The sequence below is a fragment of the Plantactinospora sp. CA-294935 genome (assembly GCF_050936445.1).
Classification (GTDB): Bacteria; Actinomycetota; Actinomycetes; order Mycobacteriales; family Micromonosporaceae; genus Plantactinospora.
Genome location: NZ_JBNJMU010000001.1, coordinates 5,304,143 through 5,315,726, shown reverse-complemented (window position 1 = coordinate 5,315,726; position 11,584 = coordinate 5,304,143). Strand labels below are relative to the sequence as shown.

10 protein-coding genes are annotated in these 11,584 nt (G+C 69.4%); 8 read left to right on the top strand and 2 right to left on the bottom strand.

Annotation, left to right across the window (positions count from 1 at the left end; translation table 11 throughout):
• Positions 1-88 precede the first annotated feature (88 nt).
• Both ACQEVC_RS23795 and ACQEVC_RS23790 read right to left on the bottom strand, forming a co-directional pair.
• Positions 89-484, bottom strand: coding sequence for an STAS domain-containing protein (locus ACQEVC_RS23795; protein WP_432881252.1), 396 nt, complete (start codon positions 482-484; stop codon positions 89-91).
• A gap of 933 nt (positions 485-1,417) precedes the next feature.
• Positions 1,418-2,119, bottom strand: a complete 702-nt coding sequence (locus ACQEVC_RS23790) for a DUF4396 domain-containing protein (RefSeq protein WP_432881250.1) — start codon at positions 2,117-2,119, stop codon at positions 1,418-1,420.
• 237 nt (positions 2,120-2,356) lie between these two features.
• Here ACQEVC_RS23790 and ACQEVC_RS23785 point away from each other — a divergent pair, with 237 nt between their 5' ends.
• The 8 genes from ACQEVC_RS23785 to ACQEVC_RS23750 all read left to right on the top strand — a co-directional run bounded on the left by ACQEVC_RS23785 (position 2,357) and on the right by ACQEVC_RS23750 (position 10,989).
• On the top strand, positions 2,357-3,208 hold the full coding sequence (locus tag ACQEVC_RS23785; RefSeq protein WP_432881248.1) for a PHP domain-containing protein: 852 nt from the start codon (positions 2,357-2,359) through the stop codon (positions 3,206-3,208).
• 62 nt (positions 3,209-3,270) lie between these two features.
• On the top strand, positions 3,271-3,855 hold the full coding sequence (locus tag ACQEVC_RS23780; protein ID WP_432881245.1) for a histidine phosphatase family protein: 585 nt from the start codon (positions 3,271-3,273) through the stop codon (positions 3,853-3,855).
• A gap of 416 nt (positions 3,856-4,271) precedes the next feature.
• Positions 4,272-4,712, top strand: coding sequence for a MauE/DoxX family redox-associated membrane protein (locus tag ACQEVC_RS23775; RefSeq protein WP_432881242.1), 441 nt, complete (start codon positions 4,272-4,274; stop codon positions 4,710-4,712).
• 128 nt (positions 4,713-4,840) lie between these two features.
• Entirely contained in the window at positions 4,841-6,481 is a 1,641-nt protein-coding gene (locus ACQEVC_RS23770) for a radical SAM protein (RefSeq protein WP_432881240.1), read from the top strand.
• Positions 6,478-7,284: a class I SAM-dependent methyltransferase gene (locus ACQEVC_RS23765; RefSeq protein ID WP_432881237.1), complete on the top strand. Its 807-nt coding sequence runs from the start codon at positions 6,478-6,480 to the stop codon at positions 7,282-7,284. Before ACQEVC_RS23770 ends, ACQEVC_RS23765 begins: the two co-directional genes overlap by 4 nt.
• Positions 7,281-8,666, top strand: coding sequence for a dihydrolipoyl dehydrogenase family protein (locus ACQEVC_RS23760; protein ID WP_432881235.1), 1,386 nt, complete (start codon positions 7,281-7,283; stop codon positions 8,664-8,666). Before ACQEVC_RS23765 ends, ACQEVC_RS23760 begins: the two co-directional genes overlap by 4 nt.
• 404 nt (positions 8,667-9,070) lie before the next feature.
• On the top strand, positions 9,071-10,567 hold the full coding sequence (locus ACQEVC_RS23755; protein WP_432881232.1) for a SulP family inorganic anion transporter: 1,497 nt from the start codon (positions 9,071-9,073) through the stop codon (positions 10,565-10,567).
• A gap of 23 nt (positions 10,568-10,590) precedes the next feature.
• Positions 10,591-10,989 carry a MerR family transcriptional regulator gene (locus tag ACQEVC_RS23750; RefSeq protein ID WP_432881229.1) on the top strand — a complete coding sequence of 133 codons (399 nt, stop codon included), beginning with the start codon at positions 10,591-10,593 and terminating at the stop codon, positions 10,987-10,989.
• Positions 10,990-11,584 lie beyond the last annotated feature (595 nt).

The following is an 11,584-nucleotide window of genomic DNA, read 5'->3' as shown; positions in this document are numbered from 1 at the left end:
GTGCGTGGCGGGGCCGGCTCGAACCGATGCCGGCCCCGCCACGCGCCTCCTGGGGTGAGGAGGGCAAGGTGGGGTGTGCGCCGACTTTTCAGCCGGGCGGTCGGGCGACACCCATGGCGGCGGCCTCGCGCGCGCCGCCGCGTGGCGGTCCGGACTCGACCCGGAGTACGTGATGGACGCGCGCGATCTCGAAAAGCCGGCACAGCCGAGCCGATGGACCCCGCAGTTCGAGGGTGCCGCCGGCGTGCCGACTGCGCCGGTGCAGGTCGAGCAGGAGCACGATGCCGGCGGGGTCGACGTAGTCGCAGCGTGCCACGTCGAGCACGATCCGGTCCGGTCCGCGCTGGAGCGCCGCGTCGAACATCACCCCGACCTGCGGCACGGCCGTGTGGTCGAGCCGGCCGGTGACCGCCAGTTCGATCATCGAGACGGCCAGCCTGGCGCCCCGGTGCCCGCCGTCCGTCCCGGTGTCGTACTGGGCCATCGGCCCTCCTTTCGCGAACCGGTGTCGTACTGGGCCATCGGCCCTCCTTTCGCGAACTCGACGCGACACCAGCCTGCCCACCGGCTTTCGCGATCGTTTCGCAGACACATGACAGTTCCGTGACAGTCGCAGGCATCTCCGTGGCAGTCGCCGAGACGTGGGACGCCAGCCATACCATCAGGCCGCCGCCATCAGGCGGTGCGACCCATTCCCCCGCCGGAGTCCGGGGTGACCTCACCGCCCGGCGCGACTCGATACCGCGCCCGACCTCGCCCAGCTCAGCACGTCGTTCAACGACATGGTCGACCAGCTCGTCCGGCAGATCGGGCTCAACCGGAGGCTCGCAGCCGACGTCAGCCACAAACTCCGCTCGCCGCTGCCGCCCTCGCCGCCGCCGCGAGCAGGAGGGCGCTCGCGGCGTGCAGACCATCGGCTCACGGCCCAGCAGCCGGAGGAGAGTGATGTCGGGGCGCCAGACGCTGAGCACCGCCTGCGGAAAATGCCGTACGCCCACAATTCCGAGGATCACGACGTCGCTGCGGTCCGCCTGGCCGCCGAGGGCGCGCAGCGCGGCCTGCGGTGCGATCAGCACGCTGCACCCCAAGCGGCTCGGGCCGCTCCGGCTGCCTGTACGCCAGTCGCACCGCTCATGAGAGTCTCCGGCACCCAGGCTCGAATCGGGCGTACCCGCTCCGGGTTCCTGCGGGGCCAGACGAGCCCAGGTCCGGTCCATGGCAGGGATCGGCGACCGACCCGGCCGCGTCTGCTGCCACGCCGACGGTCAGGTTCTCGGGTGTGGCCCTTCACGGCTCTCGCCTTCCTCGCGCTCGTGCGATCGCCCATCCGGGCGCGGCTTCCCGCCCAGGCCCGCGACTAACGCGCAACCGCCCGTCTCCGACCAGCCGCGATCGGCGGGTGGAGCCCGCGCATGGGTTACATCCGCTCTTTCCATTCGGCTCGCACGAGCCACGCGTTCACCGGCCATGCGGTGAAGAAGCCGAGGATCATCGACAGTTGCATCATCATCCAGTAGGTGGCCGTCGTCTTCGGCAGTCCAGGAGCGAAGATTATCTCCTGGTAGATCCACATTCCGAGGAAGAGGCCCAACTGGAAGGCGATGATGGAGAGCGTGTCCGCCTTGATCGCCGCCCAGATCCCCCTGACCCTGCCGATGCTCCGCATCGGGACGATGGTGAAGTACTGGAAGACGATGCCCAGCAACCAGGCGAGGGCAAAGTCGAGCGGGAAGTCGGCGTACAGGGCCTTGCCGCCAATGGTCAGGGCGAAGGAGTAGACCAGCCATTCAGCACCGATGTCCCCGAGCGTGCAGCCGGCGCCACAGTGACTGATCGCCTTCGACAACACGTTCCACCGTGGCAGCTTGTCCGGATCCGGCAACCCCTGACGGCTGACCAGCGGCTTGGCGGAGCGGCGACCGTGCCGGAAGTAGAACCACACGCTGACCGGCCCCCAGTACAGGGCGGTGATCGGATACACCAAATTCATGATCCACATCTTCTGGCGGTAGCCGAGGAAGAAGATGTCGATCAGGATCACCAGGGCGCTGGCGAAGCCCACAGCAAGACTGAGCCAGCCGATTCCCTCGACCCAGCCCGGCGGCTGGAAGCGCTCCATCTGTTCACCTACCGGCCTTCCCGCTCACAGAGGGACCCGGGTGGGTACCCGGGACGGTCACCGGCATGCCGGACGGCTTCAGCCGGGCCCGCCGAAGGGCATCCTCACGACGGCCGCGAGGTCATGTACGACGTGGAGATCCAGGGGTCGCGAGTCCCGCCACTCCCCCGACTCGCATGCGAGGTCATCGGATCGACTAGCGTCACCGGATGACACGCCTGACCCGTGGAGGCCGCAATGGTGTCACTGCCGTCGGACAGCCACGTGCACAGCGAGTGGTCATGGGACGCGCGGGCGGTGGGCTCGATGGAGCGATCGTGTGCCCACGCCATCGAGATCGGGCTGCCGGCGATAGCGTTCACCGAACACCTGGACCACACCGTGTGGCGCATCGCGCTCGAAGGTCCGTACGCCATGGACCATCTCACGGCGATCGCCGATCCGGACGGGCTGCTCACGCCACCGGCGTTCGACGCCGCCGGATACCTCGAGGCCATCGCCCGCTGCCGTGAACAGTTTCCGAGCCTCCGGGTCCTGAGCGGCCTGGAGCTGGGCGAACCGCACCGGCATGCCGAAGCCTGCGCGAGCGTCCTGGGCGCGGGCCGGTTCGACCGGGTTCTCGGCTCGCTGCACACCCTGCCCGACCGGGGCGGCTTCGCCGAGCCGTGGGGCATCTACCCACACCGGGACGCACACGACGTGGTACGCGACTACCTCGCCGGGGTGGCCACCATGGTCACGCAGAGCGATGACTTCGCCGTGCTGGCCCACATCGACTATCCGATCCGCTCGTGGCCGGTGCAGCGTGCGGGACCGTTCGACCCCACGGTCTTCGAGGACGAATTCCGCGCTGCGTTGCGGGCGACCGCGGAATCCGGCCGCGCGCTGGAAATCAACACCCGCCTGCCGCTGCACGCGACCATCCTGACCTGGTGGCACCAGGAAGGCGGTGACGCGGTCACGTTCGGCAGTGACGCCCATCTGCCCTCGTCGGTCGGCCACGGATTCGCCGAGGCGGCGCGGATGGCCGAGGCGCACGGCTTCCGCCCGGGCAGCAATCCGTACGACCGCTGGGGGCGGGTGGACTGAACGGTCTGCCACACGGAGCGGTGGAGTGACCGGACGGCACGACCCCGTGGCAGGCTTGGCGGATGCAGACCGAGGTGGTCCTGGTCCGGCACGCGAAATCCGTCCCGCCGTCGCTGGACGGTCCAGACGAGTTCACCCGTCCCCTCAGCCCTGTCGGCCTCCAGCAGGCCCTCGACCTGGTGGACACGCTCGCCGGCCTACGTCCGACAGCGGTCTGGTCCAGCCCGTACCTGCGAGCGGTCCAGACCGTCCAGCCCACAGCCCGGGCGCTCGGTCTTCCCGTCCATGCCCAACGGGACCTGCGAGAGTGGGAGGACGGTCTTCCGTTCACCGACGACTGGGATCCCCACTACGAGCAGAGTTGGAGCGATCCGTCTTTCGCTCGCCCCGGAGGGGAGAGCCTGGACCCGCTCACCGTCCGCGCTGTTGCCGCCGTACGCGCCCTGGCCAGCGCACACCCCGGTGAACTCGTGCTAGCCGCCAGCCACGGCACCCTGATCACCAGAGCGCTTCGCGGATTTGGCGCTCCGGCGGACCGAGCCTTCGCGCAGCGCATGCCGACTCCGGCTCTTTACCATGTCCGCTTCGCCGACCCGCACAGCACCCCGGCGATCTTCGGCCCACGGCTACACACCACGCTGCGATAGTCCGGTGCGCTCCCGGCCACGGTCATGACCCGTTGCCTCGCCCACAGCGCCACACCCGGCGAGGCGGAGGCGTCCGCGGCGAACGCCGCGGCGGGCGCCCGATTCGATGAGCGGCTCACGCCACCCGGCCTCGACCGTACCTGCTCTGCCCGCAGTCCTCGGTTCGTCCGGCTAATCCCACGACCTCCGCCATGGTGGATGCCCGACACCTGCTGCTACACCGATCTGACCTGCCAGCCGCCGCTGACCAGACCTCGGGAGGGAACACCATCTGAATCCACCAGGCCGGTCCAGCGCCGAAACCCCTGTGCTCCGGTGGCCGCATTGTCCCTGCCGTCCGGGCGGCTCACCCGGAACGGGAGACTTCCTCGTTCCGTAAGCGTCGCCAAGTATCCGGCGGCGTAGCGTTCAAGGGCATGTGGCTGCGTACGGTGCTGGGCGCGGTGTACACCGCGATGGCGGTGGGGCAGATGGTCTCGTGGTCGCGGATGCCGGACGTCCTGTCCGCGTACGACGTGGCGCCCCGCGGGGCGCTGCCGTGGCTGGCCGGTGGGCTCATCGCGGCCGAATTGGTCGCCGGGCTGTGGCTGCTCAGCCGGCCCCGGTCGACGGCGCTGGCGCCGGTGTGGGTCTACACGGTGGTGTCGCTGGTCTGGGCGGGACTCGGCCTTCAAGCGTTCCTGCGCGGCCTGACAGTGGACAACTGCGGCTGCTTCGGGGTCTACCTCACGCAGCGGCTGGGCTGGTTCGTGCTGGCCCAGGATGCGCTGCTGCTGGGGTACGCCGCGCTGTTGGTCCGCACGGCGCGCCGCGCTCGCGCCCGACCGGCGGCGCAGCCCGTGCCGGTGAGTGGCTGAACGGCCTCTCCCAATTCAGCACAACCGCGGGCCGCGGCCCGGAGAATCGGACACGTCAACACATTCGTCGACCAGGCCGGGGCCGTGGCAGGACGGTGCCGGCGACACCCGTCACCGCGAGGAGTCCCATGACCGCCGTCGAACCCGCTCCCGCAATCTCCGCCCGGCCGCGCAAGCGGGACCGAGACGAGATCTTCATCGAGTACACCAAGTCCATTTGCCCGGTCTGCAAGGTCGTCGTCGACGGCCAGGTCAACATCCGCGACGACAAGGTGTACCTGCGCAAGCGCTGCCGTGAACACGGCGAGTTCGAGGCGCTGGTCTACGGCGACGCGCAGATGTACCTGGACTCCGCTCGGTTCAACAAGCCGGGCACGATCCCGCTGACGTTCCAGACCGAGGTCCGGGACGGCTGCCCGTCCGACTGCGGGCTATGCCCGGAGCACAAGCAGCACGCCTGCCTGGGCATCATCGAGGTGAACACCGGCTGCAACCTGGACTGCCCGATCTGTTTCGCCGACTCGGGCCACCAACCCGACGGATACTCCATCGACCTGGAGCAGTGCGAGCGGATGCTCGACACGTTCGTCGCCAGTGAGGGCGAGGCGGAGGTGGTGATGTTCTCGGGCGGCGAACCGACCATCCACAAGCAGATCCTGACCTTCATCGACGCCGCGCAGGCCCGCCCGATCAAGGCGGTCAACCTCAACACCAACGGCATCCGACTGGCCTCCGACCGCCGGTTCGTCGCCGAGTTGGGCAAGCGCAACCGGCCCGGTCGGGCTGTGAACGTCTACCTGCAGTTCGACGGCTTCGACGAGCGCACCCACCGCGAGATCCGAGGCCGCGACCTGCGCGAGATCAAACAGCGGGCGTTGGACAACTGCGCCGAAGTCGGGCTCACCGTCACCCTCGTCGCCGCAGTCGAGCGTGGCCTCAACGACCACGAACTCGGCGCGATCGTCGAGTACGGCCTCGGACACCCGGCGGTGCGCAGCGTGTCGTTCCAGCCCGTCACCCACTCCGGCCGGCACGTCGAGTTCGACCCGTTGACCCGGCTGACGAACTCCGACATCATCCACGGCATCGCCGCGCAGCGCCCCGACTGGTTCCGTACCAGCGACTTCTTCCCCGTGCCGTGCTGCTTCCCCACCTGCCGGTCGATCACCTATCTGCTGACCGAAGGCATCCCGGGCATGCCCGGATTCGGCCTGGTGGCGATCCCCCGGCTACTCAACGTCGCCGACCACCTCGACTACGTTGCCAACCGAGTAATGCCGGACCGCGCCGTGCGAGAGGCACTCGAAAAGCTGTGGTCCGCGTCGGCGTTCATGGGCACCGACACCACCAGCGAGCAACTCTCCGCCGCAGCGGCCGCGCTGGATTGCGCCGATGCCTGTGGGATCAACCTGCCCGAGGCGATTGCCGACCTCGACGAGCGCGCCTTCATGATTGTTATCCAGGACTTCCAGGACCCCTACACGCTCAACGTCAAACAGTTGATGAAGTGCTGCGTGGAGGAGATCACCCCGGACGGACGACTGATCCCGTTCTGCGCGTACAACTCCGTCGGCTACCGGGAGCAGGTCCGCGAACAGATGTCCGGGGTACCAGTCGCCGACGTCGTGCCCAACGCACTGCCCCTGCGGCCGGTGCTCGCCGACTCGCCGTACGGCTCGAAGGTCGCCCGCACCACCGACGGCGCCAGCGCGTCGGGTAGTCGGCCGATCGCGGCGGACACCACCAACGTCGGCCGGCGGCTGCGATGAACCACCGGATCCGGGTGTCCCCCACCGCCGAAGCCAAGGCATGTTGCGCCGCCACATACGGCTCCGACGTGGTAGCCCTGCTGCTCGGTAACTCCTATCATCCAGGCGGCCTCGCGCTGACCCGGCGGCTGGCCCACCGGCTCGCGCTGTGCCCCGGCTCGGCCGTGCTCGACGTGGCCGCCGGGCGGGGCGCCACCGCCCTGATGGTGGCCGCCGAGTACGGGGCCGACGTCACCGGTATCGACCTGTCCGAGGCGAACGTGGCCGCAGCGGGCACAGCGGCTCGGGACGCCGGCCTGACCGACCGGGTCCGCTTCACCCACGGCGACGCCGAACGCCTCCCGGCCGGCGACGCCGCGTTCGACGCGGTGCTGTGTGAGTGCGCCTTCTGCACCTTCCCCGACAAGCCCACCGCCGCCACCGAACTCGCCCGGGTGCTGCGCCCCGGCGGGCGGCTCGGCATCACCGACGTCACCGTGGACCCCGGCCGGCTACCCCCGGAGCTGACCGGCCTCGGCGGCTGGATCGCCTGCGTCGCCGACGCCCGCCCCCTCGACGAGTACGCACAGATCCTCACCGCCGCCGGCTTACGGATCACCGACACCGAACGCCACGACACCGCAGTGACCACCATGCTCGACCAGATCGAAGCCCGCCTCACGCTGATCAGGATGACCGCCCGTAACCAGGCCGAAGCCGCCGGCCTGGACTTCGACCTGGCTCCCGCCGTGCTGGCCGCCGCCCGCGCGGCGGTCGGTGACGGGATCATCGGCTACGGGTTGATCGTGGCGGAGAAGCCGTGACCGACGGCTACGACCTTGTCGTCATCGGCGGCGGCGCCGCCGGCCTCGGAGCCGCTCGGGCCGGCGCGGGCGCTGGTGCCCGGACACTACTGGTCACCGACGGCCCGCCCGGCGGAGACTGCACCTTCACCGGCTGCGTCCCGTCGAAGGCGCTGATCGAAGCCGCCGCCCAACGGCTCACCTTCCCGGCCGCCGCGCAACGGGTCCGCGACGCGATCGCCACCATCGCCGCTACCGAAAACGAGGCCGCCCTACGCGCCGAGGGCATCGACGTCCGACGCGGCCGGGCAAGGTTCACCGCGCCGAACCGCCTTGACATCGACGGCATCAACCTGCCGGCTCGCCGGATCGTCATCGCCACCGGCGCGTCCCCCGCCATCCCCCCGCTTCCCGGCCTCTCCCACGTGCCGTACCTGACCACCGAAACCGTCTTCGACCTGACCGACCTGCCTCGCTCTCTAGCGGTGCTCGGCGGCGGCTCGGTCGGCTGTGAACTCGCCCAGGCGTTCTCCCGCCTCGGCAGCCGGGTCACCCTTATCGAACCGGCCGACCGGCTCCTCGCGGCCGAGGAACCGCACGCCTCCCGCGTCATCGCCGACGTGTTCGCCCGCGAAGGCATCGACGTACGTGTCGGCACCCGTGCGCTCGACGCCGCCACAGACCCGGCCGGCGGCGTCCGGCTCACCCTCGACAACGGCGCCGACGTCACCGCCGACGGACTCCTCGTCGCCACCGGCCGCCGCCCGACCACCGCCGGACTTGACCTGGAGCGGGCCGGCATCGCGGTCGACGAGCGCGGCCGCATAGTCACCGACCACCACCTCGCCACCACCACCCCCGGGATCTATGCCGCCGGTGACGTCACCGGCCTCATGCCGTTCACCCACGCCGCGTTCGCGATGGGGCGTCTCGCCGCCGGCAACACCCTGTCCCGGCGCCGCCACCGCTACGACCCGCGCGCCACTCCCCGGGTCACGTTCACCGATCCCGAGGTCGCCCACGTCGGCATGACCAAAGCCGAGGCCGCCGCCCACGGCGCCCGAGTGGCGTACCTACCGATGACCGAGATGGACCGCGCCATCACCGCAGCCGCAACCGACGGCTTCATCCAACTGATCGCCGGACCACACCGCCTGCTCCGTAACCTCGGCGGCGGACGCGTCCTCGGCGCCACCATCGTCGCCACCCGCGCCGGCGAGATGATCCACGAACCAGCCCTGGCCATGGCCACCGGCATGTTCACCGGCCGCCTGGCCCAGGCCACCCACGCCTACCCCACCTGGTCCTACGGCATCCAACTAGCCACGGCCCAGTTCTTCACCACCATCGGCGGACGCAGAGCGAGACCGGCCCGAGCCGACGACCGCCCTTCCCGGTTCTGACGGTCTCGCTCGCCCCACCCCGGACGGTTCGTGTCCCGTCTCGGTGGGAGCGGTCCGACGCCTCCACCGCCGACGGGCACGTAGGCGTTCCGGGCGCGGGACCACCCAGGTTGACGGCTGGGGTGGGCCATTATCGGTGCGGCGTGTTACGGCCTCTCACCTGCCGATGTGGTGATCATCGCCACGATCCGCCATGCCAACTCTCCTCTCACCGAAGGGTAGAGTCAGGGCCGTCGTCGCGGCTCGGCTACCAGGCCCGTCGACGACGCGAAGAGTTGTGGGCGATGGCGCCCACGCCGGTGGAGTGGTGCATCTCGACCGGCACGGAAACCGCGGGATCCCCCACGCCCTTACGCAGGGGCTTCTGTGTGCGCCACCAGGTGCACCGAATGGAAATGAGCTGCATGTCTTCGCTGCTGTCGGCGGTCCGCCCACGCCTATCCGGCCCGTCCTGGCTGTCGCCGCGCGTGCTGCGCACGGAGGTCTTGGCGGGACTGGTCGTCGCCCTGGCGCTGATCCCGGAGGCGATCTCGTTCTCGATCCTGGCCGGCGTCGACCCGCGGGTGGGGCTGTTCGCCTCCTTCACGATGGCCGTCACGATCGCGTTCTGCGGCGGCCGACCGGCAATGATCAGTGCCGCGACCGGTGCGATCGCCCTGGTCGTCGCCCCCCTGGCGAAGGAGCACGGGCTCGGCCATCTGGTCGCCGCGGTCATCCTCGGCGGACTCATTCAGGTGCTGCTGGCCGTACTCGGCGTGGCCAGGCTGATGCGTTTCATCCCGCGCAGCGTCATGCTCGGCTTCGTCAACGCTCTCGCGATCCTGATCTTCATGGCGCAGGTACCGCACCTGATCGGCGTGCCCTGGCTGGTTTATCCGATGGTCGCCGTCGCCCTGCTGATCATGGTGTTCCTGCCACGGCTGACCACTGCCGTACCGGCGCCCCTGGTGGCGATCATCGCGCTGACCGTGTTCGCCGTTGTTGCGCACGTCGCCGTGCCGAAGGTGGGCGACGAGGGCACCCTGCCGGACAGCCTGCCGGTCCTCGGTCTGCCCGACGTCCCCTACACCCTGGCCACCCTGCGGCTGATCGCCCCCTACGCCCTGGGCATCGCCCTGGTCGGACTGATGGAATCGTTGATGACGGCCAAGCTCGTCGATGACATGACCGACACGCGCTCCAACAAGACCCGCGAGTCCTGGGGCCAGGGCGTGGCCAACGTCGTCACCGGGTTCTTCGGCGGCATGGGCGGCTGCGCCATGATCGGCCAAACTATGATCAACGTGAAGACGTCCGGCGCCCGTACCCGGCTGTCGACGTTCCTGGCCGGGGTGTTCCTCCTCGTGCTCGTCGTCGCGCTCGGCGACGTGGTCGCACTGATCCCGATGGCCGCCCTCGTCGCCGTGATGATCATCGTGTCGGTTTCGACATTCGACTGGCACAGCATCGCCCCCGCTACCTTGAAGCGAATGCCCTGGGGCGAGACCATCGTCATGTTCACCACCGTCACCGCCACCCTGATCAGCCATAACCTCGCCATCGGCGTCGTCCTCGGCGTGCTGACCGCGATGGTGATCTTCGCCCGCCGCGTCGCGCACTTCGCCGAGATCACAAGCGTGCTCGACCCCGACGGCACCACCCGCATCTACTCCGTACACGGCGAACTGTTTTTCGCCTCCAGCAACGACCTCGTCTACCAGTTCGACTACGCCGATGACCCGGACAACGTCGTCATCGACCTGACCGCCGCGCACATCTGGGACGTCTCCTCCGTTGCCGCCCTCGACGCGATCACTACCAAGTACGCCACCCGCGGCAAGGCCGTCGACATCGTCGGGCTCAACAGGGCCAGCGCCCGCATACACGACAACCTCGCCGGCAAGCTCAAGGTCGGCCACTGATGCCCGACGGGCACACTAGTGCGATGACCGGACGGCACATGCAGATCGGCGAGGCCGCCGAACGCGTCGGCCTGAGCATCCGTACCATCCGCCACTACGAGGATGTCAGCCTGGTCATCCCATCCGCGAGGAGCGAAGGCGGGTTCCGCCTCTACACCGAATCGGACCTGGCCCGTCTCGTCGTCGTGAAGCGGATGAAGCCCCTCGGCTTCACCCTGGAGGAGATGCGCGACCTGCTCCAACTGCTCGACGCGCTCGCGGCCGGCACCGTGCAGGGCGAGAAACGCGCCGCCTTACACGACCGCCTCTCGATGTTCCATGAGGCAGCCCAGGCACGGGTGCAGGCACTCCGCGAACAGCTACGCATCGCGGAAGGCTTCGCGCAACAGATCCAGGAACAGATCGACCACCACCCCCACTGACACGGGCGCATCTCCGACATCCAATCCAGTGTCCCGCCGGGCGTTAGCCGATATCGGATCCCGCAATGTCTCAGTGGTTCCGGCGGAGGAATGGGCATGGTGAGTCAGCGGCTGGCGCCACGCCCTCGGCGCTACGCCGGCGGCTGGGAACGTTCGACGCGGTGGTGATCGGGCTCGGCCACTTCTGGGGGTACCTGGCGGGCTGGGGGTCGTGGTCGGCAAGATCGCTTCCTGCGCCGCTGTCGCACTCGCCGTCGGCCTCTACCCCCTGCCGACGCAGCTGATCGTCCCCGCCGTCCTCGCGGTGCTGGCCCTGGTGGTGTTCGCTGCCCTCGGCCCGGGCGACCGACGCGACCCGACTGGACGTCGGCACGGACACGACGGCCGGCGGGGTACTCCAAGCGGCGGGTCTGCTGTTCTTCGCCTTCGCCGGGTACGCGCGCAACGCCACCCTCGCGGAGGAGGTTCGCGACCCGGCCCCGGCCATCCTCCGCGCCATCCCGCTCACGCTCGGCACCACCCTCGGCGTCTACCCGCGGCGGTGGCCGTCGCGGTACTGCTGGTGCAATCTTCCACAGCGACCGCGACAGTAGGT

Coding starts and splice junctions, on each gene's coding strand:
- ACQEVC_RS23795 (WP_432881252.1), bottom strand. CDS start 484: ATGGCCCAGTACGACACCGGGACGGACGGCGGGCACCGGGGCGCCAGG.
- ACQEVC_RS23790 (WP_432881250.1), bottom strand. CDS start 2,119: ATGGAGCGCTTCCAGCCGCCGGGCTGGGTCGAGGGAATCGGCTGGCTC.
- ACQEVC_RS23785 (WP_432881248.1), top strand. CDS start 2,357: ATGGTGTCACTGCCGTCGGACAGCCACGTGCACAGCGAGTGGTCATGG.
- ACQEVC_RS23780 (WP_432881245.1), top strand. CDS start 3,271: ATGCAGACCGAGGTGGTCCTGGTCCGGCACGCGAAATCCGTCCCGCCG.
- ACQEVC_RS23775 (WP_432881242.1), top strand. CDS start 4,272: ATGTGGCTGCGTACGGTGCTGGGCGCGGTGTACACCGCGATGGCGGTG.
- ACQEVC_RS23770 (WP_432881240.1), top strand. CDS start 4,841: ATGACCGCCGTCGAACCCGCTCCCGCAATCTCCGCCCGGCCGCGCAAG.
- ACQEVC_RS23765 (WP_432881237.1), top strand. CDS start 6,478: ATGAACCACCGGATCCGGGTGTCCCCCACCGCCGAAGCCAAGGCATGT.
- ACQEVC_RS23755 (WP_432881232.1), top strand. CDS start 9,071: ATGTCTTCGCTGCTGTCGGCGGTCCGCCCACGCCTATCCGGCCCGTCC.
- ACQEVC_RS23750 (WP_432881229.1), top strand. CDS start 10,591: ATGACCGGACGGCACATGCAGATCGGCGAGGCCGCCGAACGCGTCGGC.